This is a genomic window from Pseudoalteromonas sp. SR43-5, from assembly GCF_014163835.1.
Taxonomy (GTDB): Bacteria; Pseudomonadota; Gammaproteobacteria; order Enterobacterales; family Alteromonadaceae; genus Pseudoalteromonas; species Pseudoalteromonas distincta.
Window position 1 is genome coordinate 1 of the sequence record NZ_JACJEA010000028.1, and the last position, 25,080, is coordinate 25,080.

General features: G+C 39.0%; 18 protein-coding genes. 11 read left to right on the plus strand and 7 right to left on the minus strand.

All coding sequences use genetic code 11. The features are described 5' to 3' along the window. Positions 1-281 precede the first annotated feature (281 nt). Positions 282-1,775 (minus strand): guanosine-5'-triphosphate,3'-diphosphate diphosphatase, encoded by a 1,494-nt coding sequence (gppA, locus tag H5090_RS15585; RefSeq protein WP_182696154.1) that lies wholly within the window; start codon positions 1,773-1,775, stop codon positions 282-284. Positions 1,776-1,818: 43 nt separating this feature from the next. After that, a complete protein-coding gene (gene rhlB / locus H5090_RS15590) occupies positions 1,819-3,096 on the minus strand; it encodes an ATP-dependent RNA helicase RhlB (protein ID WP_002960940.1) in 1,278 nt (425 codons plus the stop codon). A 91-nt stretch (positions 3,097-3,187) separates the two neighbouring features. Between rhlB and trxA the strand changes: the two genes are divergently transcribed. Then, entirely contained in the window at positions 3,188-3,514 is a 327-nt protein-coding gene (trxA, locus tag H5090_RS15595) for a thioredoxin TrxA (protein WP_182696155.1), read from the plus strand. 186 nt (positions 3,515-3,700) lie between these two features. Next, entirely contained in the window at positions 3,701-4,960 is a 1,260-nt protein-coding gene (rho, locus tag H5090_RS15600; RefSeq protein ID WP_002960945.1) for a transcription termination factor Rho, read from the plus strand. 63 nt (positions 4,961-5,023) lie between these two features. Here the strand turns inward: rho and H5090_RS15605 are convergent, their stop codons facing one another. Next, on the minus strand, positions 5,024-7,843 hold the full coding sequence (locus H5090_RS15605; RefSeq protein WP_182696156.1) for an ATP-binding protein: 2,820 nt from the start codon (positions 7,841-7,843) through the stop codon (positions 5,024-5,026). A 76-nt stretch (positions 7,844-7,919) separates the two neighbouring features. Here H5090_RS15605 and H5090_RS15610 point away from each other — a divergent pair, with 76 nt between their 5' ends. Next, complete coding sequence (locus H5090_RS15610; protein ID WP_002960947.1) at positions 7,920-8,492, plus strand: DNA-J related domain-containing protein; 573 nt, start codon at positions 7,920-7,922, stop codon at positions 8,490-8,492. Positions 8,493-8,514: 22 nt separating this feature from the next. Here H5090_RS15610 and dbpA read toward each other — a convergent pair whose 3' ends face one another. Then, positions 8,515-9,903, minus strand: a complete 1,389-nt coding sequence (gene dbpA / locus H5090_RS15615) for an ATP-dependent RNA helicase DbpA (protein WP_002960948.1) — start codon at positions 9,901-9,903, stop codon at positions 8,515-8,517. Between the two features lie 189 nt (positions 9,904-10,092). Between dbpA and H5090_RS15620 the strand changes: the two genes are divergently transcribed. From H5090_RS15620 to H5090_RS15630, 3 genes are all read left to right on the plus strand, one after another. Further along, positions 10,093-12,171 (plus strand): TonB-dependent siderophore receptor, encoded by a 2,079-nt coding sequence (locus H5090_RS15620; RefSeq protein WP_182696157.1) that lies wholly within the window; start codon positions 10,093-10,095, stop codon positions 12,169-12,171. 180 nt (positions 12,172-12,351) lie between these two features. Further along, the gene (locus tag H5090_RS15625; protein WP_182696158.1) at positions 12,352-13,752 is read left to right on the plus strand and encodes a M20/M25/M40 family metallo-hydrolase; all 1,401 of its coding nucleotides are present in this window, start codon (positions 12,352-12,354) and stop codon (positions 13,750-13,752) included. Positions 13,753-13,838: 86 nt separating this feature from the next. After that, positions 13,839-14,780, plus strand: a complete 942-nt coding sequence (locus H5090_RS15630; protein WP_182696159.1) for a tetratricopeptide repeat protein — start codon at positions 13,839-13,841, stop codon at positions 14,778-14,780. A gap of 44 nt (positions 14,781-14,824) precedes the next feature. On the opposite strand, the gene H5090_RS15635 is transcribed toward H5090_RS15630, so the two are convergent. Next, a complete protein-coding gene (locus H5090_RS15635) occupies positions 14,825-15,730 on the minus strand; it encodes a DUF808 domain-containing protein (protein WP_182696160.1) in 906 nt (301 codons plus the stop codon). Between the two features lie 145 nt (positions 15,731-15,875). Here H5090_RS15635 and H5090_RS15640 point away from each other — a divergent pair, with 145 nt between their 5' ends. The 5 genes from H5090_RS15640 to H5090_RS15660 all read left to right on the plus strand — a co-directional run bounded on the left by H5090_RS15640 (position 15,876) and on the right by H5090_RS15660 (position 21,193). Beyond that, entirely contained in the window at positions 15,876-16,157 is a 282-nt protein-coding gene (locus H5090_RS15640; RefSeq protein ID WP_182696161.1) for an MliC family protein, read from the plus strand. Between the two features lie 66 nt (positions 16,158-16,223). Next, the gene (locus tag H5090_RS15645) at positions 16,224-18,254 is read left to right on the plus strand and encodes a methyl-accepting chemotaxis protein (protein ID WP_182696162.1); all 2,031 of its coding nucleotides are present in this window, start codon (positions 16,224-16,226) and stop codon (positions 18,252-18,254) included. Positions 18,255-18,325: 71 nt separating this feature from the next. Beyond that, complete coding sequence (gene ubiD / locus H5090_RS15650; protein WP_002960958.1) at positions 18,326-19,792, plus strand: 4-hydroxy-3-polyprenylbenzoate decarboxylase; 1,467 nt, start codon at positions 18,326-18,328, stop codon at positions 19,790-19,792. Positions 19,793-19,901: 109 nt separating this feature from the next. Beyond that, positions 19,902-20,615 (plus strand): NAD(P)H-flavin reductase, encoded by a 714-nt coding sequence (gene fre, locus H5090_RS15655; protein ID WP_182696163.1) that lies wholly within the window; start codon positions 19,902-19,904, stop codon positions 20,613-20,615. Between the two features lie 167 nt (positions 20,616-20,782). Beyond that, positions 20,783-21,193 carry a CBS domain-containing protein gene (locus tag H5090_RS15660; RefSeq protein WP_024605928.1) on the plus strand — a complete coding sequence of 137 codons (411 nt, stop codon included), beginning with the start codon at positions 20,783-20,785 and terminating at the stop codon, positions 21,191-21,193. Positions 21,194-21,247: 54 nt separating this feature from the next. On the opposite strand, the gene add is transcribed toward H5090_RS15660, so the two are convergent. Then, entirely contained in the window at positions 21,248-22,249 is a 1,002-nt protein-coding gene (gene add / locus H5090_RS15665) for an adenosine deaminase (protein WP_024605929.1), read from the minus strand. A gap of 127 nt (positions 22,250-22,376) precedes the next feature. Then, on the minus strand, positions 22,377-25,064 hold the full coding sequence (locus H5090_RS15670) for a CHASE domain-containing protein (protein WP_182696164.1): 2,688 nt from the start codon (positions 25,062-25,064) through the stop codon (positions 22,377-22,379). Between the last annotated feature and the right edge of the window lie 16 nt (positions 25,065-25,080).

The following is a 25,080-nucleotide window of genomic DNA, read 5'->3' on the forward strand; positions in this document are numbered from 1 at the left end:
TCTCAAGGGATGCGAATAATACACCCTTTATTTTTCGAGTCAACACTTTGTTTTAAACTTTCTTTTTAGAAGATTTAAAACCGAAGTTTTATTTAACTCTCTGAGTAGTTCGTGCCTCGCTATGCTTCGGCGTTTCCCGTCTCAGTGGGGTCGCATTATAGGGAGATCCGAAAACAGATCAACCCTTTTTTGAAGAAAACTTGAAATAATGTGCTGTTCGCACATATTTACATCGAAATGGTTACTTTAAACACTAAAAAGGCCCTGATGGGCCTTTTTAATTAGTTTACTATGAGCTTCCAGCCAAGTTTTCCTTGCTGTTTAGACTCTTGTTGCAGCTCACTGGCCATTAATGGATGATCTTTTAACCAGTTACTTTCAAACTTAAGGTCTAACACTTCATTTTTAGCAGTTAACTCAAACTTAGGCAGTACATCATCTTGTCTGCGCATTGATAAAATGACTGCTATTCGTAGTAATCTCACTATATATTGCGCTAATAGACTATTTACGCCGAGTGAATTAAAACAACCTTTTGGAAAATCAGATCGATGTGCATCTGCTACCGCTACTATTAATTTATGCTCTGACTGTGAAAAACCAGGCATATCGGTATTTTCCAAAATATAAGCGGTATGTTTATGGTACTGCTTATACTCTATTAGTAATCCAATCTCATGAAGCTGCGCTACCGCTTTTAATAGTGGTAACCCATTTAAGCTTTCAATCGGCCAATCTTTATCAATACTCAGCGCTAACTGCATTGCCAAGCTTGAAACTCGACACGCTTGTTTTTGATCAACATGATAACGGCTCATAAACCCATCAACAGTGCGTTTGCGAATGTCGTTATTATGTAACTCCGGAACCATGCTATATAAAACACCTTCACGCAGTGCTCCACCCGCCAATCCCATTTTTTCTATTTCAAGAGATTCAAATAGTGCGATTAAGATTGCAAGTCCTGATACAAATACCAGTCGACGGTCTTCACTTAACCCAGGAAGGTCTAACGCTGCAATAGTGCTAAATGCAACTGCTTGATCTTTTATGGTGTTGAGCTTTTCAAGTGTAAGTAAGTCGTCAAGATTTTGCGCGACCATAATTTCTTGAATTGCTTGTACCGTACCAGAAGCTCCAGATGCAATTTCCCATCCCGCTGCTTTATACTCTGGAGAAATTTCATCAATGACTGTACGAGCCGCTTTTATTGCTGCGTTAAAATTACTCTTACTTAGTTGGCAATCTTTAAAATAGCGTTCAAGATAGGTAACACACCCCATATTGAGGCTTTTGTAATGTAGGGCATCAAATGCTTTACCAATTACAACTTCTGTACTTGCACCACCAATATCAATAACAAGCTGTTTGCCAGTACAAGATGAAGTATGGGCAACACCTTTATAAATTGTGCGCGCTTCTAATTCTCCGCTGATAACATTAATGTTATGACCTAGAATTTTTTCGGCATGATTTTTAAATACGTCGGCGTTAGTTGCTAAGCGTAAGGTAGCTGTTGCTACTATGGTGATGTTTTTGTCTGGGATATCTTGTAGACGCTCAGCAAAAAGGGCAAGGCATTCCCAGCCTCGCTGCATTGCTTCTGTGCTTAATACGTTTCCTTTATCAAGCCCTGCGGCTAATCGGACTTTGCGTTTAACACGTCCAATTGTTTGTAGACCGCCAGCAATTGATTTGGCAATAAGCATATGAAAGCTATTTGAGCCCAAATCAATAACTGCGTACACATTTTTTTGCGGTTTAAGTTGCCCCACCGTTCAAAAACCTCTAATTACTACTACTTATACAAACGGTCGCTTACGACCGTCCTTTTTGGTAACTATTATTTGGGCGACGTCCGCTGTTATTACTACGGTTACGTGGACCTGTTGAATAGTTGCGCTTTCTTTGAATAATAGGCTGAGTTAAATCATCTAGCAATGCTGTTTTATCATAATGTGATAAAGGAATGCTATGCTCTATATATTCTTCAATTTCATGCAGGTTGTATGCATATTGCTCACATGCAAAACTAATTGCGTGGCCTGATGCACCAGCGCGGCCAGTACGGCCAATACGGTGAACATAATCTTCACAATCGTCAGGTAAATCAAAGTTAAACACATGACTTACTTCTGGAATATGAAGACCACGCGCTGCAACATCGGTCGCAACTAAAAAGTCTAAATCACCTTTACTGAATTGCGCTAATATAGTTTGGCGTTTTTTCTGGTTAACATCACCAGTAAGCATACCTACACGATGACCGTCTGATTTAAGCCAAGCATAAACCGTCTCACAACTATGCTTGGTATTTGCAAACACGATTGCCTTCTCTGGCCATTCTTCTTCAATTAAGGTTAACAACAGCTTAATTTTATCTTCTTGCGAAGGATGAAATAGCTCTTCTTGAATACGTTTACCCGTTTTAACGTCAGGTTCAATTTGAACATGCTCTGGGTTTGTCATGTGCTCAAAAGCTAATTCTTGTACGCGGTACGACAATGTGGCAGAGAATAATAAGTTTAAACGCTTTGATGTATCTGGCATACGATCGAACATATAGCGAATATCTTTGATAAAACCTAAATCGAACATACGATCGGCTTCGTCCAGCACGACTACCTCAATTTCATTAAGGGTGTAACAGCCTTGCTTATACAGATCAATTAGGCGACCTGTAGTACCAATTAAAATATCAACGCCTTTTTCTAGTTGTGCACGTTGTTTTTCGTAATCTTCGCCACCATATACTAAACCTAAGTTAAGATTACAGTGCGGCGCTAAAATTTTAGCATCTTTGTGTATCTGAATCGCAAGCTCCCGAGTAGGGGCCATGATCAGGGCTCTTGGATGTTTACTAGGTGCTTTGCTAGATTGTAATAACCGATGGCACGTGGCGGTTAAAAACGCCAACGTTTTGCCTGTACCCGTTTGAGCTTGGCCCGCGATATCGCGTCCATCACAAATAAAAGGTAGGCATTTTGCTTGAATAGGTGTGCAATATTCAAACCCATTCTCGGTTAAACCGGCAACCACTTCCGGTGCGATAGCAAAGTCTGAAAACTTTTTATCGGTTAAATGTGTCTTAGTCATAGCGTTTAAGCATAACGTTTAAACTTGCAATAAGAAACAAGAGTGTTTAAATACGCACTAAATATTTCGCCTAACTAAATCGGAGAGCGCAATGAGCGAGAAAATAATCCAAATTACTGACGATAGCTTTGAAGCTGACGTATTACAATCAGTCAAACCAGTACTAGTAGATTTCTGGGCTGAATGGTGTGGACCTTGTAAAATGATCGCCCCTATTCTTCACGAAGTTGCTGATGAATACGACAGCCGTGTGACTGTTGCTAAATTAAATATTGACCAAAATGCTGGCACACCGCCAAAGTTTGGTATTCGTGGTATCCCTACTTTACTTCTTTTTAAAGATGGCCAAGTAGCTGCAACGAAAGTAGGTGCTCTTTCAAAAACTCAACTTATCGAGTTTTTAGAAAACAACATCTAACGGTAAGCTAGAACAATAAAAAGGGCTTTTTTGCCCTTTTTTAAATTTATTTTGTATAAAGACTGGACGCTTTGCCAGTGAACTGCTAGTTTATAAAGCCAACTAATCCTTAGTTATATTCAACAAACCTCACTCAACGATCAAAGCGATTTTGAGTATGACAACTGTAATAAAGAACCCACCAATATGCATTTACGCGAATTAAAAGACAAGTCGATTAAAGAGCTTGTAGACTTAGCTGAGTCCATGGGGCTCGAAAACGTAGCCCGCTTAAGAAAGCAAGATATCATTTTTGCCATTCTTAAATCCCATGCCAAAGGCGGAGAGAATATCTTCGGCGGCGGTGTATTAGAGATTTTACAAGATGGTTTCGGCTTCTTAAGATCATCAGAAGCCTCTTACTTAGCTGGGCCAGATGACATTTATGTTTCACCTAGCCAAATTCGCCGTTTCAGCATGCGTACTGGCGATTCAATTTCAGGCCTTATTCGTCCACCTAAAGACGGTGAACGTTACTTTGCTTTACTCAAAGTAAATGAAGTTAACTTTGATAAACCTGAAAACTCTCGAACTAAAATTCTTTTTGAAAACCTTACTCCACTACATGCAAACGAACGTTTTCGCATGGAACGTGGTAACGGCAGTAAAGAAGATATTACAGCCCGTGTACTTGATTTAGCATCTCCTATTGGCCGCGGCCAACGTGGCTTGTTAGTAGCTCCGCCAAAAGCGGGTAAAACAATGCTACTTCAAAACATTGCACAATCAATTACGCATAATCACCCTGATGTAACATTAATGGTTTTACTTATTGATGAACGTCCGGAAGAAGTAACTGAGATGCAACGCCTAGTTAAAGGTGAAGTTATTGCATCAACGTTCGATGAGCCAGCTTCTCGTCACGTACAAGTTGCCGAAATGGTTATCGAAAAAGCAAAACGCCTAGTTGAACATAAAAAAGATGTTGTTATCTTATTGGATTCAATCACTCGTTTAGCACGTGCTTATAACACCGTTATTCCTTCATCAGGTAAAGTACTTACTGGTGGTGTTGACGCTAACGCATTACATAAACCTAAGCGCTTCTTTGGTGCTGCACGTAACGTTGAGGAAGGTGGTAGCTTAACAATTATAGCTACAGCGCTTATCGATACCGGCTCTAAAATGGATGAAGTTATCTACGAAGAGTTTAAAGGTACTGGTAACATGGAACTTCACCTTAACCGTAAAATTGCGGAAAGACGTGTATTCCCTGCTATCGACTTTAATCGTTCAGGCACTCGTCGTGAAGAATTACTAACAAAACCAGATGAGCTTCAAAAGCTTTGGATTTTACGTAAAATTGTTCATGACATGTCAGAAATTGATGCAATGGAATTCTTAATCGATAAACTATCGATGAGCAAAACCAATGATGAATTTTTTGATTCGATGAGACGCCAATAAAGCGTTTTAGCTGAATAAAAAAAGCGCCTAAGGCGCTTTTTTTATGTCTGGATTAAACACAGTTTAACTTTCGTTATACTTTTTAAGTACACTCTGCAGCGTATCAACGAGCGCTTTAAAGTCATTCGCACTACTTTTTTGGGTCCTGCGTAAAAGGGCTCTATCTAAACTTTGAGCCGATTGCGCAATTTCATCTAAACCAAACATTTGCGCCGCTCCTAAAATGCGATGACTATCTTTTTGTAGCGCGGCTAAATCTTCACTTATGAAATGCTGAGTAATCGTTTCACTCTCCAAAGCAAAGCTTTGCTTAAAACTAATGACAAGATCGCTCATATCAACTTCATTTTGCTTTGTAATTGGCTGATCTTCTGCATTATGTAGGTGGCTGGAAAGCGCTTTATAAAATGACTCTTTATCTATCGGTTTACCTAAGTAACCACTAAACCCTAACTCTAAATAGCCATCCACTTCATGACTCATAGCATTTGCAGTTAAAGCAAAAATAGGCCGCTCAAAACCACACTGTTTTAATAGCTGAAAAGCAGAACGCCCATCCATCACAGGCATTTGAATATCGAGTAGCACTAAATCAGGATACTCTTTTAAGCACTGCTCTACCGCTTGCTCACCGTTTTCAACGGCAATAACCTCGAGCCCCATTGAACGTAAATAGCGGCTTATTAACCTTCGATTATCAGGGTGATCTTCTGCAAGTACAACACGCCCTGCCAATTGCTTATTTACCTTTGGAGCACTTTGAGTTTCAATCAGGCTTTGCGATTTATTTACTTCTGCGCACGGTAAAAAGAACGAAAACTGACTGCCCTTTTTGTATTCGCTTTGTACACTGATATAACCGCCCATCATCGCGGCTAATTGTTGCGATAAGCTAAGGCCTAACCCTGTCCCCCCAAAGCGACGGCTAATACTGTTATCAGCTTGGCTAAAGCATTCAAAAATAAGCTTTAACTGTTTAGAGCTCATACCAATACCGGTATCTTTTACAATAATCACTAGCCCTTGTTCACTCTTATTTAAAGCAATAATGATTTGGCCAGCGTGAGTAAACTTAATAGCATTAGCACATAAATTTATAAGAATTTGTTTTACGCGTATTAAATCCAGCTTAGTGTAAAACTCATTACCCACTTGATTGTCTAAAATGAGGCGTAAATTTTTTGCTTTTGCTTGAGTGATAAACATTGCATGTATGTCATTTACAAGCTCTACAATATCAAAGCACGAAATATTTAACTCTAACCTATTAGCTTCAATTTTACTTAAATCGAGCACGTCGTTTATTAAGCTTTTTAAATGGTCGCTATGGCGCTGAATTACTCTTAATTCATCTTTAAGTGACTCAGGCTCATATAATTCATTAATTAAAGCATCTGTTTGCCCTAAAATAGCCGTTAGTGGAGTGCGGATTTCGTGGCTAATATTGGCCAAAAACTGGCTTTTAACATCGTTAGCTTCTCTTAGCTCCTGTGCTATTGCCTGTAACTCGGCAGTGCGCTGCGTAACTTGCTCTGTTAACTGCTGCTTAGCGCGTTTTTCTGCGCCACGGCGGTAAAGCGCAATACCAGTTACAACAACCAAAAGTAATAGTAAAAAAGAGAATAAAGTAAGCTGAGAACGCTGCGACATTTTTAGCTCTTGCACACGTCGATCTTGTTTAAGTTTTTCTATTTCTTGGTTTAATTGTGTTGCTTTAAATTGATGCTGAAGTACCGCTAGTGCATTTATAATTGCTGTACTTCTGAGCTTTCGTAGCTCACTAATATATTCTTGTTGCAAGGCCATTGCGCTTGAATAATCGCCTTTACTGGCTTCAAGTAGTGCTTTAGTCCCTAAACCCTCCCTAATTATTCGCTCACTGCCATATTCGTGAGCAAGTGAAATAGCTCTATCTAAACTTATTTTCGCCTCTTCTAAGTTGCCTTTAACAAACTGAATTTTACCAAGCGCATGTAGCGCATTAAGCTCTAAATTATGGTTACCTATTTTAAGCGCATAGTACTCACCTAATTTAGCTTGCTCGTACGCTTCATCTACTTTTTTTAACACTAAATTAGTATTTGCCAAGTTAGTATATTGCGTAGATAACTTATTGTAATCATTGGCTGAAATATAATAACGCAGCGCTAGCTGGTAATAATGAAGTGCTAAGTCAAATTGATTACTCTCCATATGAGCAACACCCATATTGTTGTATACCTGCGCAATACCACTTTTATCATCTAACCGCTGATAAACTTTAAGTACATCTTGATAAAGACTAAATGCACTATCGTAGCGTGATAAGCGTATATAAACGCCTGCTATATTAAGTAATATGTCGGTTTGATCTTGCTCACTACCGTGCGCTTCGTAAATAGCTTTTGCCTTTAAGTAAAACTCTAGGGTATCGCCTAGCTTATTCATATTAAAATAAGCCAAACCAATATTATTTAGTAAATTTGCTTGTTCAAGTAGTTGTTCATTTTTTTCAGCTAATACTAGGGTGCGGGTATATTCACTTATGGCCTTTTGAAATAGGCCTTGATAAAAAAGTGCTACACCTTGCATTTTTATTGCACGAAAGTGCTCGTCAGGAAAGAAAGTATCTGAAGTGTTTTTTTCTAATAATTTAAAATAGTGTAAAGATTCTTTAAAATTATCAGCCGATAACGCACTATTACCTAATGCCGAATAAACAGCGACACGCTCTTTTTTAGAAACGTTTTTATTAGCAAGTAACGTATTTGCTAATTGTAATTTAGGCTCCCACTGCACTTCGTTTTTGAATTGCTCAAATAACGAATCACTATTTTGGGCATAGCTAGGAGCTATTAGTACACAGCATATAGTAAATAAGAGGCATTTAAACTTGCCCAGCATAATTTTAATCCTTCAAACCGTTACTTATATCAGTGTAATCTTTATTGAAGATACACTAACTACTAGGGCCTAAACAATGCTTAACCCACTGATTGATGAGATTTTTGAGCTGATATTAACAAGGCAGGTTTGGCAAGTTCATACTTTAGCAGCAGAACTGACAAACCGCAGCGCAATAACAACACTCGATAAAAGCCCTGAACGTGATTTATTTAAACGTAACTTTTTAATTATGAATGCATTGTACCAACTGCAGGCACAATTACGCCCTCAAAGTTTACTCATTTCAACTCTGCATATCGAGCTTTTAGAAAAAGAAGATAATAGTTTAGTAACAACGAACGAAAATTTGCGAGATTATTATTTAGATTGGCGTAATTACGATACCGGTGAAGAGAAAATTGATGAGCTTTTGAATAGTTTTTGGCGTCAGTTTAAAACGACATCACCACAACAAGTATTAAATGACAATGAATTTAAAGCGTTGGCTTTAGAATGGAAGTTACCTGAAAATTTCACTCTTAAAAACGTTCAAAAGCGCTGGAGACAACTTGCATTACAGATGCACCCAGATAAACCAAATGGTTGTGAAGTTAAGTTTAAAAAAATAAAATTACAATACGAGCAGCTAAAGGTAGCTGCTCGCTAATTTGTTAATTTAGCGGTTTAAATTAACGAGTAAGGCGACGAGCGCGTATTTTACGCCCTTTAATGTTGCCTTCGGTTAGTTTGCGAAGTGCTGGTTTTGATGAGTTACGTTCAACAGCAACAAATGCTACGTTATCAAGTACGTTAATTTTACCTACTTGACGACCTGCAACCCCATCCTTACCTGTTAGAGCACCAAGAATATCGCCTGCACGTACTTTTTGCTTTTTACCTGAATCAATCATCAAAGTAACCATTTCAGGGCGGTACGGCGGTTTATCTAATAAATTAAACGGCGGCATTTGTTCTGGAGTAATATCACGCTCGTAATGATCGCCAATTTGTGCAATTTTAAACGCTTCAGCTTCACCGTAAATAGAACAAGCAATGCCCTTTTTACCAGCACGCCCAGTTCGGCCAACACGGTGAACATGTGTTTGCGTGTCATGTGCTAAATGGTAGTTAATAACCATATCCATGTCATCAATATCTAAACCTCGTGCAGCAACATCGGTTGCAACAAGTATTGAAGCGCTTTTATTTGAAAAGTGAATTAGCGTACGTTCACGATCGCGTTGCTCTAAATCACCGTGCAATGCAACAGCGCTGAAGCCTTCGTCAGCTAAATCATCACACACTTGTTGAGTTTCTACTTTGGTATTACAAAATACAACACAGCTTTGTGGTGTAAATTTAAGAAGTAATAACTTAAGCGTTGGATAGCGCTGCTTATTGTTATCCATTTTGTAGAAGTACTGCTTAATTGTGCTTTTGGCTTGCTCTTCTTCTACTTTAACCATTTCTGGGTTTTTAAGTACACGCTTAGCAATTGCTTCAATGGCTCTTGGGAATGTAGCACTAAATAACAATGTTTGACGATTTTGTGGAATACGCTCAATAATTGCATCAAGTGTGTCTTGAAAACCCATATCAAGCATTTGATCGGCTTCATCAAGCACCAATGTTTCCACATCATCTAAACGTAGAGTACCTTTACGAATATGGTCATCAACACGCCCTGGCGTGCCAACAATAATATGCGCACCATGTTCAAGTGAACCTATTTGCGGGCCAATTGAAACACCACCACATAACGTCAATATTTTAATGTTATGAATGCCGCGCGCTAATTTACGCATTTCAACTGCAACCTGCTCGGCAAGTTCACGAGTCGGACACAAGACTAAAGATTGAATACGAAAGCGTTTTACATTTAATTTAGCTAACACACCCAAGCTAAACGCAGCAGTTTTACCTGAACCGGTTTTTGCCTGAGCAATGATGTCTTTACCAGCAAGTACAGGCGGCAAACTTTGCGCTTGTACAGGTGTCATGTGGGCATAGCCAAGGGTTGATAAGTTATCAACGAGTCCAGCCGGTAAAGCCAAAGATGAAAAAGCAGTTGAAGTCACAGTAAGTTCCATAGCAATAAAATAACATGGGAGAAAGCCCCACTAATATGCTGCTCATAATAGCAGAATTCGTAATTGGCAACCATTAACAAACACATTATAAAACATGTTAATGAAAGGTGTTGAAAATGATAGTAGTTTGCATTAAGATCGCGATTGTTTTTTACATACCTGCGCTGGAAGCAATTAATGAAACTGAATTCTATTTACATAGCTCTATTAGCAAGCATTACGACAAGCACATATGCAAACACTACCGACCTTGAACGCATAGAAGTAAAGGGTAGCTACTTTAACGATTACAAAGTAGATAACGCTAATGGCGCAATGAGAACATCAGCTTCATTACTTGAAACTGCACAATCTGTCACTGTAATAACCGACACTATTATTAGCGAACAGCTTGCCACTACACTTGGCGAAGTACTCACAAATGACGCAAGCTTAACTGCAGGCTCACAACAACGAAATCGTGAGGTATTTAACTTACGCGGCTTTGAGCTGAGCTCATCGACAGGTTATTTACGCGACGGTCATCAGCATTGGTCGCACTATCAGCAACCAATCGAAATTTTGCAGCAAGTTGAAGTAATTAAAGGCCCATCAAGTATTTTATATGGTCAGTCAGGCCCGGGTGGCTTGGTTAACATGGTAACTAAAAAACCTACAGCACAAACACTATTTAATGCCAGTGCCGATGTAGATCAGCATGGCTCAACCCGCTTTATGGTTGATGCTGCAGGTGCCTTGACTGAATCGGAAGATTTACGTGCTCGCGGGATTTTAGTAAAGCAAGACGTTGACTACTGGCGTGAGTACCAAAACGGTGAAAATCGTGAACGCGACCGCTTTTTAGGTGCTTTAATTGTAGATTACGATATTAGCGATAACGCATTAGTACGTGTGCATTACGACCGCACAGATGACGAAGCAGGTTTAGATACTGGCGCATGGATAGACGATAATGCTAATGTAATTGGTAGCGATAAAACAATCCGTGATATGTCTTGGGCGTTTACCGATATTACCGTAGAAAACCTAGGTGTAGACCTAGAAGTATTTTTAACCGATAACTGGCAAGTAAAACTTGGCTATAACGAACAAACGTTTGAACGTCAACGCTTTGAGTCAGCACCTCGCATGCCTAGTAGCTTTGCTGAAGGTGACAGCTATGAATCTCGTCCTTACGACCGTTTTGACGATTGGCAATTTAAAACTGCATTTATTGATTTTATTGGTGAATTTAAAACAGGTAGCTTACAGCATCAGTTTTTAATTGGCGCAAACTCGCTAGATTACTACTACGGGCAACGCCGTACTTCTGCTGACTACTTTGATTTTTCTGCAGGACAAGCAGAACCATCACGCCCATCTGTAAGTTATAAAACAGATGATACAGTAAGCGAAACTGAATACGACTATTACGGTATTTACGTTCAGGACTTAATTTCGTTCTCACCACAATGGCAATTATCGCTAGGTGGCCGTTACGATAAGCAAACTCGAGAAGGTGCAGATAACGAGTCATTTGTACCAAAGGTAGGTGTGCTTTATCATCCAAATACTTCGGCAACTATATATGCAAGTTACTCAGAAGGTTTTGAGCCTCAAGGTAGTGAAACTCTGATTGATGAAACCGATGTAAATAATGGCATGAAGCTAGATGCCATTACCTCAGAGCAAAGAGAGATTGGTATTAAATGGCAATTATTTGATGACCGTTTACTGCTTACAGGTGCAATTTTTGATATTAGTAAAGAAGGCACACTTGTTAGCGAACAGCTTGAGACGCCTATTGGCTCATTCACAAGTGAAACAAACCAAGTGGGTGAACAACGCCATAAAGGTGTTGAAGTAAGCGCACAAGGTGCTGCTACCGACCGCTTATTTGTTATGGCATCAACTATGTATCTAGATGCTAACTTTGAACGCGATGAAGTATTGGAAGGTAAACGCCCTACCGATGCACCAAAATGGTCGGCATCACTTTGGACTCGTTATGAATTAAACGACGCCATTGCCATTAACGCTGGCGCTTTTTACGAAGGCGAGCGCTTTGCAGATAGCGATAATACAATTACTAAAGATGCATATACACGTGTTGATGTTGGCGCCACTTATAAGTTTAACTTAAGCAATACCGATATTAATTTACGTCTTAACATCGAAAACTTATTTGATAAAAGCTATTTAGGTGGTGGCGGCACGAGTAATGTAACTATTGGCGAGGGCACAAATCTTCGTTTAGCAGCGCAATTTAGCTTTTAAATAAATGCCTTAAATAACAGTGTTAAAAGATAGCCCGCGTACATTTACGCGGGCTTTTTTATATCTAAACTTTTATACCTAACAGCATTAAACCTATTACAAAGCCTATTCATCTCATCTATTTTTTATCATGTTTGTTACATGTTCTAATAGCGCTAATTATTAAAAAGGCTTACCCAAATGAAAAAATTAATTACCGCACTGCTGCTTACTAGCAGTATGGCTGCAAACGCTAACAACGCCGAATTTACCCAAAAGCAATTACAACAAGTCAATGAAGTGCGCACCTCTGCGCTAAATAGTGATCTAAGCTATAAATTACTAGAGTCATTAACAACTGAGGTTGGCCCTCGCTTACCTGGTACTGAAAATGATAAAAAAGCAGTGGCATGGGCTAAAGCTAAATTTAATGAGCTTGGTTTTGATAAAGTATGGCTTGAAGAAGCGACTTTTCCTGAATGGCGCCGTTATAGCGAAAGCGGAAAAATACTAACACCAAGCGAGCAACCTCTACATTTAACTGCATTAGGTAACAGTATAAGCACGCCTAAAGATGGGATCACAGCGCCAGTAGTCTTATTCGAAACACTTGATGAGTTAATTGCAGCACCTGCAAATAGCCTAAAAGGTAAAATTGCGTATATTAATTACCGCATGAACCGCGATATAGATGGGAATGGTTACGGACCTGCTGTAAAAGCACGTGGCACAGGCGCTATAGAAGCGTCTAAAAAAGGCGCTGTTGCCTACATGATGCGCTCGGTAAGTACTGGTCATCATCGTTTTGCACACACTGGCGGTAGTTACTACAAAGAAGGTGTTACAAAAATACCTAATGTAACCATTGCTAACCCAGATGCCGATCAGATTGCACGACTCATTGCTTTAGATAAAGACGTATCGGTAAATATTAATGTGCAAACCGAAAGCCTTGGTGAAGGCACAGGTTATAACGTTATTGGCCAATTTAATGGTACCGAAAACCCTGAGCAATATGTATTAATTGGCGGGCATTTAGATTCTTGGGACTTAGGGACTGGCGCGCTAGATGACGGTGCAGGCGTTGCGCTAACAATGGCAGCCGCTAAACATATTAGCGATGTAAAGCGTCCTAAGCGCAGTATTCGTGTGGTACTTTTTGCAGCCGAAGAGCTAGGCCTTTGGGGTGCAAAAGCCTATTTTGCAAAGCATAAAAACGAGCTAAGCAATATTGTTGCAGCAGCTGAGTCTGATTTTGGCGCTGATGTTGTATATGCTTTTGAATCGAACGTAAGCGCAGAGTCACTTCCTGTAGTGCGTGCTATTGCAAAAGAACTTTCGCCGTTAAATATTGAGCATATTGGTAAAAACCAAGCGAATGGTGGCCCTGATCTAATTCCACTTAAAGCAGCAACCTCAGCACCTATTTTTGAACTTGCTCAAGATGGAACAGATTACTTTGATTACCACCATACAGCTGACGATACGCTTGATAAAGTAACACCTACTAAGCTTCGTCAAAATACCGCTGCATACGCTGTATTTGCTCTAATGGCTGCTGATGCAAAAACAACAATTAAGCCTAAAGCTCAAAATAAGTAATAACAGACATACTTACTTACAGTTTGTAGCTTTAACTAACACGCTTCTTGTTTTACCTTTAGGTAATTAAACAAGGAGCGTGCTTTATGTTACTTTTCAACACGAGTGAATCATTTCCATATTTTGCACAAACAACACGCTGCCCTCATTGTCAAAGCGACGCCTATCATTTAGTAAATAAAAGCCGCTATTTACGGTTTAGTATTTTACCTATGTTTGCCTTAAAATTAAGTTATAAACGCGAGTGCTATCAATGCGGAAAAAGCGAACCTGTAAAAATAACGCAACTACCGTTAATAGAAAAACTAAGCCTACCTAAATACTTTATTGGTGTATTTTTATTACTTTTGATTGTTTTATTTTTTTATCAACAGCACCTTAATAGCGAGACTCGAAAGGAAGGCTATTTAAATACGCCTAAAATATATGATACTTACTTAGTACACGCCGACAAATTTACACACGAGCCCTGGACCTTAACCAATTTAAGAATTGCTCAAATTTTAAATTTTGACGAACAATTTATTACCTTTCAGATAAGCAACTACAGCTATAAACGTAATAATAGTATTACTTTGGCAATGCGTACTAGCCAGCTAATTCAAGACAATTACTTTTCCACTAAAACAATCACCCTCCCTCGTGATGAAGTAGCACGCCTTTACAACGACGAAGCTATTTACGACGTGCTGCGCCCCTATGCCAACATCCTTTATGGTGGGTTTGTGATGCATCCTCCCAAACCTAAGCCACTATATAAAGGCTTAAAGCTCGATAAAAACAATCAACAAGGCATTATTTATTTTAAAGATGGTTTGTTTGTTGAAGCATTTAATAGCTTTAAACAAGCTGCTGAAGCGGGCTCTCAATGGGGGCAATTAAATTTAGCGCAAATGTATCGTGATGGTCAGGGAATAGATCAGGATCAACAGCAAGCTATTTATTGGTATAAAAAGGCCATTGAGCAAAAAAATACTAAAGCACAATTTGAATTGGAATCTCTTTGTAAAATAGCTAGCTGTGAATGAGTGAATTTCAATATAGCTGGCGCAACAAGTACGCCAGCTTGGAATTATTTTTTAAATAACTTTGTATAACCTACATGTATAAGCACGACAACTAAGCCAGCAATCACGCCTAGCAAACCATCAAACAATAGAGGAGCTAATACTTCTCCTGTACCGCCAGCAACAGATTGGGCATAGTTTGTTACATCGACTTGAGTATGGTGCAGTAACTCAACACCATGTACTAAAATCCCGCCGCCTACTAAAAACATCGCGATGGTGCCCGCAAATGCTAAAAACTGCATCAACCTAGGCGCTGCTGCGAGTAAGCCTTTCCCAAGTAATTCTTTAAATTTATTAGCTGTTACCTTTGATTGGTTGAGTAAATAAAGCCCTGCATCATCCAGTTTTACAATACCGGCCACTAAGCCATAAACACCAATAGTCATTATAATTGCGATAACACAAAGCACTAAAGCTTGATTAAACAATGTAGCACCAGCCACAGTACCTAAAGTAATCACAATAATTTCGGCAGAAAGAATAAAGTCGGTTCTTATTGCCCCTTTTATTTTTTGTTTTTCGTACTCAACTAAATCTAACTTTTCATCTTCGTCTACCGCTTCACTGTTATGAGGCAAAAACTTAGCAAATACTTTTTCAGCTCCCTCAAAACATAAAAACAAACCACCCATCATTAAAAGCGGTGTTATTAACCAAGGCAGCCATACGCTTATTAATAAAGCAGCGGGTACGAGTATCGCTTTATTTAAAAATGAGCCCTTTGCCACAGCCCAAACAACCGGTAATTCACGCTCTGCTGCTACACCTGTAACTTGCTGCGCATTGAGCGCTAAGTCATCGCCTAATACACCCGCTGTTTTTTTTGTTGCAACCTTACTCATTGTCGCAATGTCATCAAGTAAAGTGGTTATATCATCTAATAACGTTAAAAGGTTAGTACCTGCCATAAAGCTTCCGAGCTCAAAAAATATTGCTATAAACATAACTTAAAGCGCTACTTTCACCAACGGTTAATTTTGCTTTGTTATTCTTACATTAGATTAAAATTTTGCCCTATGTTTTAACTAACGCTTAAAGAAGATGGGAGGAAAAATGAAAGTATATTTAGCATTAATCGCTATTTTACTAAGCTTAACCGCTTGTAGTGATTTAAAAACCAGTACTGCTTACCAATGCGATGATGAGAGCGTAAAACTCAACATCATTAACAATTCTGAAGCCGAACTTATCTTTAACAATAAAGTGCATGTACTTAATCACGAAAAAAGTGCCTCAGGGAATAAATATATAAATGAAGAGGTACTGTTTTGGGGTAAGGGCAATGAAGCCATGTTAATCATTGCAGGTAAAAAAAGACAGTGCACCAAGGCCTAACATAAAAACAACCAATAAATTACAATAATGCTACAATAATTAAAGACCCATTATTGTGATGAAGTTATGCGTTCAATTGCGATCAAACATAAAATAATTTTAGCCTTTACAGCCATTGGCATATTGGTGCTAACAAGTAGTGTATTTTTTTATTGGTCATTAAACAAAATTAGCGTTAACAATACCCGAACCGAAAAATTAGCGGTTCCGGTACAACAGTTCAGCAAAGATTTAAGGCTATCATTACTGTCTATTACCAAATTTAACGCCTTAGCTTACAGCCAAGCAAACCTTGATTTACTTCAACAGAATAAAAAACAGGCGCAAGTTGAGCAACAACAATTTAGCGATATGCTCAATTCGTTAAGCACTCAACTAAATCAACAAATAACAATGCAAAATTTACTCACCAGTACCAACGCAGGTTTCGAGCAACTGACTGAAGTAAGTGTCGCAATGTTTAGCGCTAAAGAGCGTAAGTTTGTAGCGCAAAATTCCACCATAGAATTATCAGCAACGTTTAACGAGCAACTTTACAATTTAAGTTCTAACTTACTTGATATAGAACTTTTAGAAGTGCCTGTAAAACAGCAGGCGTTACTTAATGCTATGTTTGGAACAGCGACCCGTATAGACGATTTATTGTTTAACTTAAGCAATAATATAAAAAGCATTACTCAAACTACAAGTATCAATGATTTAAATAGCCATCAGCAAGATACTCTATTTCTACTAGATAACATCCAACCTAATTTCACCTATTTAGAGCAACAAGCGCTACCTTTTAATAATGCGTTTAATGCTAAAAATCTAACGACTAAGTTTAATCAATTAAGAGAGTTACTTAACAACGATACAGGAATTTATGCCCAACAAAATAAAGTACTCAAAAGTGCTATTGCTGCGGCTCAAAATTTTGAACACTTTCAACAGCAATTTATAACAACAGAAGGTCAGCTTATTGAACTTAATAAATTGGCTGATGAGCGCTTTAATGCCTTACAAACTAATGCAAAGGCCGCCATAAATACAGGGATTAGTTCTGTAGTAATTATTACGATTGTTTTAATTATATTGATTATCGCTATCTCTATTTTTACAACTCGCGCAATGCTAAAACCGCTTAAAAAAGTAAACCGCGATTTAGCCCGAATCGCCTCAGGTGATTTATCAAAGCGAAGCCACCCACGTAGTAAGGATGAATTTGGTACTTTGCTAAATAACATAAATAAACTCAGTGAAGACCTTACTAACCTAATTGGTGCGATTAGTAGTGACGCCCACGAGCTAGACCGCAGCGCTATTAAAACCAGTGAAAAAGGTCAGCAAATGACGGTTGTTGCACAACAGCAGTTAGAGCGAAGCGCGCAGGCAACATCGCTTGCACACAATATGCTAACCAACTCACAAGCGGTTTATGAGCAAGCAGATAAAACATCAAGTGAAATAACAAACGCATCGCAATTTGCAAATGATGTAAACGAGATTGCTAATCAAAATAGTCTAAGTATAGAAACTTTATTGCAGCGCCTTGATAAAGCAGTAGGCAGCACAGAAGAACTCGCACAGTACACCCAGCTTATTGAAGCCATTGTTGAAACAATTAGTAGCATTGCCGAGCAAACTAACTTACTAGCACTTAATGCTGCAATTGAAGCAGCGCGAGCGGGTGAAAACGGACGCGGGTTTGCTGTAGTTGCTGATGAGGTTCGATCATTAGCTGCTCGTACACAAACCTCGACTAGCGAAATAAACACCATGATCCAAACATTGCAACAACACACTAAAACAACTCAAGAACACATTACTGATGGCCAACACCAAGCCAAGCAATGTGTTAAAAACAGCACTGAACTAAATAAAGCCGTAGAGCGTATTAAAAGCACATTGTTGTCTGTTAATCAGATGAGTGAGCAAATTGCTCATGCATCACATGAGCAATTGACTAACAGTGGCGACATTCAACAAATAATGGCAAAGGTGACAGAGCAAGCAACCTTGAATGCCCAAAACGCGACAACCCTAGCAAGCGAAAGTGAAGACGTAAACCAACTTGCACACTCTTTAACGAGTGCCGTAGAGCGCTTTAAGTTTTAAGTGCAAGTAATGACTTGCCTTGCATGAAATGGGTATAATACTTTAACTCTTTTGCTTAATAGCGGCCCACAATGAAATATAAAGATCTACGTGATTTTATCGATTTGCTTGAAAAAAAAGGCGAACTTAAACGTATCACCCAAGAAATCGACCCGTATCTTGAAATGACCGAAATATCTGATCGCACCTTACGTGCAAAAGGCCCGGCGTTATTATTTGAAAACCCAAAAGGCTACGATATGCCGGTGCTTACCAACTTATTTGGTACACCAAAACGCGTAGCAATGGGCATGGGCCAAACAGATGTTAGCGAGCTTCGCGAAGTGGGTAAGCTACTCGCTTTTTTAAAAGAACCTGATCCACCAAAGGGTATTAAAGAAGCACTAGGCGCTATACCTATTTTTAAGCAAGTGCTTAATATGCCTGCAAAAGAAGTAAAAAAAGCGCCTTGCCAACAAGTAGTTTTAGAAGGTGATGATGTAGATTTAACTAAATTACCTATTCAACATTGCTGGCCAGGTGATGCAGCACCATTAATTACTTGGGGCCTTACCGTTACTAAAGGGCCTTATAAAAAGCGCCAAAATTTAGGTATTTATCGCCAGCAATTATTAGGCAAAAATAAAATAATTATGCGCTGGTTGTCACATCGTGGTGGCGCGCTTGATTTTCAAGAATGGTGTAAAGAAAACCCAGGGCAACCCTACCCTGTATCGGTAGCATTAGGTGCCGATCCTGCCACTATATTAGGTGCCGTAACGCCTGTACCTGACACTCTAAGCGAATATGCATTCGCTGGCTTATTACGTGGCAGCAGAACCGAAGTTGTAAAATCTATTTCAAATGACCTACAAGTCCCTGCCAGTGCAGAAATAGTACTTGAAGGTTACATAATGCCTGGTGAAATGGCGCCAGAAGGCCCTTATGGTGACCATACCGGTTACTATAATGAAGTCGATGACTTTCCAGTAATGACGGTTACTCACTTAACGCATCGTAAAGATCCTATTTATCACAGCACATTTACCGGCCGTCCGCCTGATGAGCCTGCTATTTTAGGTGTGGCACTTAATGAAGTGTTTGTGCCGATACTACAAAAGCAATTCCCTGAAATTGTCGACTTTTACCTTCCGCCTGAAGGGTGCTCATATCGTATGGCGATTGTAACAATGAAAAAACAATATCCAGGCCATGCGAAGCGCGTGATGATGGGAGTTTGGTCGTTCTTACGTCAGTTTATGTACACCAAATTTGTCATCGTCTGCGATGACGATGTTAACGCCCGCGATTGGGAAGATGTTATTTGGGCTATAACAACCCGAATGGATCCAGCGCGTGATACAACATTAATAGAGAACACACCTATTGATTATCTCGATTTTGCATCACCAGTCTCAGGTCTTGGTTCAAAAATGGGAATGGATGCTACCAATAAATGGCCTGGCGAAACCACCCGCGAATGGGGCGAGCCTATTGTTATGGATAAAGACACCAAAGACCGTGTAGATGATATTTGGGAAAGCCTTAATATTGTTTAAGTGTTTATATGTAAGTACATATCAGGCTATAAAATAACCCTGCAGATATGCTAGAATCGAGCTATTCGATTGCGTATCTGCTGTTACAAGCGCTGCTAAAAGGTAAAAAATGCAAACATTAAAAGCTGAAGTTGTAGCTATCAGCCCACTTACAGAATTTGTTCATAAAGTAATTTTAAAGCCACAACAACCTGTGACCTTTGAAGCTGGCCAATACATGCAACTCGTATTAGGCGAAAAAGACAAACGTGCTTTTTCTATAGCTAGTCGCCCTTCACAGTGCGATGCAATAGAACTGCATATTGGCGCCTCAGGTGCCGATTCGTATGCAATGCAATCGTTAGAGCATTTACGAAACGCCCATATCACAGGGCAGTTAGTAGACATTGAAGCTGGCCTGGGTATTTCACAGTTGCGCCTGCAATGTGAGCGCCCTATTATTTTACTTGCCGGTGGTACTGGTTTTTCATACGCAAAATCAATGGCTGATCATTTAGCTGAAATAAAATGCGACCGTCCTGTATTGTTTTACTGGGGCGTAAAAGAAGAATCTGCTTTATACGCACACACAGAAATGCAAACATGGGCAGATAGCCATGAGAACTTTAAGTTTATTCCTGTAGTAGAAAATCCATCTGCTAATTGGCAAGGACACACTGGCTATGTACACAAAGCAGTAATGCAAGATATTGTGTCACTAGAACCATACGATATTTATATGGCAGGTCGTTTTGACATGATAGGTATTGTCCGGGATGACTTTATTACTCATGGTGCAATTCGTGAAAACATGTACGCAGATGCATTCGCATTTATCAAATAATTGAAATTTACTTTCAGTTATAAATAAAGGCACCTAATCGGTGCCTTTATTTTTATAACAACAAATATTTAATAGTTAAAACCTATCAACTCCATCAATATAAACAATTTCCTAAATCCCTATCTATAAACCATACTTTGTATAGAACATCAGCGGGAGAGACCCAAATGCTAAATACAAAAGTAAAAGATTTTATGCAACGCAAGTTGCCAAATATCACACCAGATACAGAAATGACGACAGCCATAGCAGAACTACAAAAATTTAAACTACTTGGCGCACCAGTATTTGATAAAGATAAATGCTTAGTTGGATTTATATCAGAGCAAGAGCTGTTAAAACCACTTACGCAAAGCAGTTATTTTTGTGATGGGATGGTTAAAGTCTCGCAGCTTATGCAAACAGAGGTAGTGACCGTCAGCGGCGATACCAACATTATTGAGCTTGCACAGCAGATGCAGCCTGGTAAACCAAAAAACTACCCTGTTGTAGAGGGCATTAAAGTAATCGGTATGATCAGCCGAGCAGATGTACTTAAAGCACTTTACGATAATTACATAAGCTGCCAAACACACTAAATTGCAGATACAAAAATGCCGCTTATATAAAGCGGCATTTTTAATGCTCTTACATTAACGTGCGCTAACGAGTGATAAAAGTTCTTTTTTATCGCCATCGCTTAAAAATGCTATTTCTAACGCATTTTTTTGGGCTTTTTCCATATCAGCTTGAGATAAGCCTGCTTTAGGTGCAGCAACGGTATATTCATACTCAATTTCAATACCTTCAACCGCAGGATCATCAGTATTAATACACGCTAAAATACCATGATCTAAAAACTGTTTAAGTGGGTGCTTAGTTAAATCGTTTACTGTACTGGTTTGAATATTACTTGTTAAGCATGACTCAATACCAATACGGTTATCGCGTAAATAATCCATTAGTTTTGGATCTTCAATTGCTTTAACGCCATGCCCTATTCTGCTCGCACCCAACTCATTAATTGCTTGCCAAATACTTGGAGCGCCAAGTGCTTCTCCAGCATGGACAGTCGAAGCTAAATACGCATTTCGTACTTGTTTAAAGTGCTCTACAAACAACTCACCGGGGAAGCCAATTTCGTCACCGGCTAAATCAACAGCGACTAAATCATTTTTAAATGCGAGTAATGCATCAAGCTCTTTTTGACACGTTTTTACGCCATAAGTACGCGATAAAATACCAATCAAGTTAGCTTTTATATTTGCGCCCTTTGTTGCTGATTTAATACCATCAACAACTGCCTCTACAACGCCTTCTGGGTGTAAACCTTGGCTTTGTGCCATGTAGTAAGGGCTAAATCGAAGCTCCACATAATCAAGACCTTGTGCTTGTGCATCTTCAATGTTTTCAATTGCGATACGTCTACACGCATCGTAGTCGCCAAGCACAGTAACTCCCCAATCTAACTTTTGTAAAAAAGCCATGAGGTTTGGTTCAGGATCAATAACTTGAACATGAGGGATTAATGCTTCAACGTTATCTGCAGGTAGCTCTATATTAAACTGTCGACCAAGTTCTAATATGGTTTGCGCACGTACATTACCGTCTAAATGGCGGTGAATATCTAGCAAAGGTAATTTTCTATTGATCATAATAGCAACCCAGTTTAGTTAAATTTGCGCGCATGATACGCAGATACAGTTATTTTTCAAGTCTATATGATTTGCGGTAAGTTTTAGCGGTCATATGTCTGCTTTTTGTGCAAAAAAATGATACAGCTTATTTTCCTGATAAGTGATGCCAAAGAGTTTTAAAAAGCGTATTTGCATCAATAGGTTTGGTAATATAACCATTCATTCCACAGGCTAGTGCCTTTTTAACGTCCTCGTCATGGGCGTTCGCCGATAGCCCTATTATGGGTAAATCAATTAACTCTAAATCACGGCGAATTACTTTTGTTGCTTTGAGTCCATCCATTTTTGGCATTTGAATATCCATAAGAACAATGTCGTAGCTATTTTCGGCTAGCTTTTCTATGGCCTCAAAACCATCGTTAGCAATGTCGGCAATACAGCCTTTCGTTTTTAAAATAGCATTAGCAACATGCTGATTAAGTGGATTATCTTCTACTAAAAGTAATTTATAGCCTGTAAATGATAATGTACTTACGTCTATTTCGTTGTATTGCTGCTGAATTTGCTCTGCCTTTGGTAAAGGCGATATTAGCGGCAAACTAAATGTAAATGTAGAGCCTTTACCTTCATAACTAACTAAATCAATTGCACCACCCATTAACTCAACCAGTTTTTTGCAAATACTTAATCCTAAGCCTGTACCACCATATTGGCGTGAGGTTGAGCTATCAGCTTGTGCAAACGGTTTAAACAATTGTTTCTGTGCTTCGCTACTAATACCAATACCCGTATCGTTAATACTAAAATAAGTCATTTTTTTCGATTGCCAAATTTTCAGAGTGATTTCACCTTCCCCTGTAAATTTAACCGCATTATTGAGCAGATTCAGCAGCACTTGTTTTAAGCGAATTGGATCGGTATTAATGACCAAATTTGATGTTTTATCAAAATCGAGACTTAACTTTATTGATTTAATGTCAGCATCAAACTGAAGTAAATTAAGCATTTCATCCGCTAAACTCGCTACATTAATAGGCTCTTGCATTAAGTCTAGCTTGCCTGCTTCCATTTTTGAAAAGTCGAGCACATCGTTTAATACCCTCAGTAAAACACCAAGTGCCCCATCTGCTTGCTCTATGTAACTTCTAGCTTGTTGCCAATCGTTTTGCTGGAGCGCTAAATAATGCAGCCCTTTTATACCGTTAATAGGGGTGCGGACTTCGTGGCTCATGTTTGCTAAAAACTGCCCCTTTATATGACTCGCTTCATCTGCTTTTTGTTTTTCTTTGCGTAGTGTATGTGTTTGCTTGGCCACTTGTTCGCGAATTTGTATGTTTGTACCAGTAACTGAAATCAAAAATGTAATCAATAACCACACAAACAACATACCTACTATTTGTGCAAGCCAATATACTAACCAAGACGTTCTAACTATTGGCTCATATAACTCAACCTGCCACATACGTTTGCCAATCAACAATTGATATTCTTTAAATAGCGCTTGCGAATTAGCGGTATCTGCAATATAAATTGCCTGCTTTTTCCCTGATACCGTTGTATCAAAAAAACTAGCTGAAATTGAGCTGTTGTGATCAAATAATAGTGTTTGCGATAAGCGTTTCAGACTGACTATCGCTGCCACAAAGCCTTGAAAATCATCTTCGGTAGAGGACTCTCTAAAAACAGGATATAAAAAAAGCACACCGTGTTCGGCTGTATTTTGGACCAAGTTAATTGGCTCACTTAGTGCAAGTTCATTAAGCTCTTTCGCTTTGCTAAGCGCTGCACCTCTTACTTTACTAGAAGCTAAATCAAACCCTAAAACATCTTCATTACCTTTTAAGGGATATACGTACTTTACTGGAAAGTAATTACTACGCGTACCTGCTGGTTGCCAAGCTCCATCTAGTGACTTTTCTTTTATGTATAGAGGTTTGCCTGTGGCTGGATTTTCATGCATTTCAAAATCTGCGAGTTTATTTGCTGGTATATAAGGTATCCATTCAAATGCTAGAATTTCTTGGCTGTAGCCCAACTGCTTTGAAGTAAATTGTTTAAACTCTTTAAAATCCACGTCACTGCTACTAGCAAAATATGTAGCTAATAAGCCTAAATGAGCAGTAATACCATCAAGCTTTTGGCTTATAGCATTTTGCACAGAAAGTATTTTGGCTTCTTGCTTTTGAATATCTTTTTCTTTTTTAACACTAGCAGCGCCATAAAAACTAACGCTGATCAGTATGTAAATTAATAGCGAGGGTAAAATTACCAGCATACGGTGGCGTACTTGTGTGTAATTAAAAGCGGCGAGTACTAAAGGTGTAAATATAAGTACGCCAATACTGTCGCCAATCCACCATGCTATAAAGTTATCAAAAATAGCATTGGTCGGAATCACATTATTCAATGCTAATAAACTTGTTCCTACACCTGCAGCAATAACACAACATATTGGCCCCGCTACTATTAAGCTTTGAACACTGTGTTTTAAAGAAGATAAATCCAACGGCGCTTTTATAACATTCACTATAATTTGTCGGCCAATCCAAGCCTGTAAAACAGAGGCTAAAGTAATGCCTATAGCTTGTAAAAGAACAATAAAATGAAAAATATCTACGGTGCGTTCAAGATGAATTAAGTTAGTACAAAAAGCCCCAATAATAAGGCCAATAAATGACTTACGTCCCCAAATTAAAAAGCTCGCTAAAGCAATTCCTGAGGGCGGCCAGGAGGCGACCGCATAGCCATCTACAGAAAGAAGTGAGTTGCTAAAGTATCCTGTAAAGAAGTAAGCACAAGCCAAGCTAAGGGTTAATATTAAAAACTTTCTCAAAGCTTGTGCTCCTGAA

Coding starts and splice junctions, on each gene's coding strand:
- add (WP_024605929.1), bottom strand. CDS start 22,249: ATGATCAATAGAAAATTACCTTTGCTAGATATTCACCGCCATTTAGAC.
- rhlB (WP_002960940.1), bottom strand. CDS start 3,096: ATGACTAAGACACATTTAACCGATAAAAAGTTTTCAGACTTTGCTATC.
- trxA (WP_182696155.1), top strand. CDS start 3,188: ATGAGCGAGAAAATAATCCAAATTACTGACGATAGCTTTGAAGCTGAC.
- H5090_RS15645 (WP_182696162.1), top strand. CDS start 16,224: ATGCGTTCAATTGCGATCAAACATAAAATAATTTTAGCCTTTACAGCC.
- H5090_RS15660 (WP_024605928.1), top strand. CDS start 20,783: ATGCTAAATACAAAAGTAAAAGATTTTATGCAACGCAAGTTGCCAAAT.
- fre (WP_182696163.1), top strand. CDS start 19,902: ATGCAAACATTAAAAGCTGAAGTTGTAGCTATCAGCCCACTTACAGAA.
- rho (WP_002960945.1), top strand. CDS start 3,701: ATGCATTTACGCGAATTAAAAGACAAGTCGATTAAAGAGCTTGTAGAC.
- ubiD (WP_002960958.1), top strand. CDS start 18,326: ATGAAATATAAAGATCTACGTGATTTTATCGATTTGCTTGAAAAAAAA.
- H5090_RS15640 (WP_182696161.1), top strand. CDS start 15,876: ATGAAAGTATATTTAGCATTAATCGCTATTTTACTAAGCTTAACCGCT.
- H5090_RS15610 (WP_002960947.1), top strand. CDS start 7,920: ATGCTTAACCCACTGATTGATGAGATTTTTGAGCTGATATTAACAAGG.
- H5090_RS15625 (WP_182696158.1), top strand. CDS start 12,352: ATGAAAAAATTAATTACCGCACTGCTGCTTACTAGCAGTATGGCTGCA.
- H5090_RS15605 (WP_182696156.1), bottom strand. CDS start 7,843: ATGCTGGGCAAGTTTAAATGCCTCTTATTTACTATATGCTGTGTACTA.
- H5090_RS15620 (WP_182696157.1), top strand. CDS start 10,093: ATGAAACTGAATTCTATTTACATAGCTCTATTAGCAAGCATTACGACA.
- H5090_RS15635 (WP_182696160.1), bottom strand. CDS start 15,730: ATGGCAGGTACTAACCTTTTAACGTTATTAGATGATATAACCACTTTA.
- H5090_RS15630 (WP_182696159.1), top strand. CDS start 13,839: ATGTTACTTTTCAACACGAGTGAATCATTTCCATATTTTGCACAAACA.